1 protein-coding gene is annotated in these 489 nt (G+C 39.7%); it reads left to right on the top strand.

All coding sequences use genetic code 11. The annotated features are described in order from the left end of the window. Positions 1–489 (top strand): IS3 family transposase (locus SB752_RS31925; RefSeq protein WP_410719434.1); only part of this gene is annotated, 489 nt, incomplete at both ends.

Below are 489 nucleotides of genomic sequence, written 5' to 3'. Positions count from 1 at the left end.
GCGGGTGTTTCACGGAGTGGATATTATAATTATTTCTCGGTCAAGTCTCAGGAACAAAGAAAGCAAAAAGACGAAAAGGATGAAATTGTGAAAGAAATCATCTTAAAAGCCTTCCTCTTTAGAGGCCGTAAGAAAGGAGCTCGTCAAATTAAAATGACTTTGGCGGGTCAGTTTCAGGTTGTCTACAATTTGAAGCGTATTCGGAGAATTATGAAGAAATACGCCATTATCTGTCCAATTAGAAAGGCAAATCCGTATAGACGAATCATGAAAGCCACACAGGAACACCGAGTTGTATCAAACCTGTTAAACCGACAATTTAAACAAGATGTTCCAGGAAAAGTACTGCTGACGGATATCACCTATTTAACGTACGATAAAGGTCAGAAAGCCTATTTGTCCACAATAAAAGATGGGTCAACTAATGAGATCTTAGCTTACCATGTGTCAGACCGTATCACGATGGACTTAGCCACAGATACCCTTCTC

Source organism: Brevibacillus sp. SIMBA_040 (assembly GCF_046535075.1).
Lineage (GTDB): Bacteria > Bacillota > Bacilli > Brevibacillales > Brevibacillaceae > Brevibacillus.
Note: the sequence above shows the minus strand (reverse complement) of the source record. Positions and strands in the feature narration are given on the sequence as shown.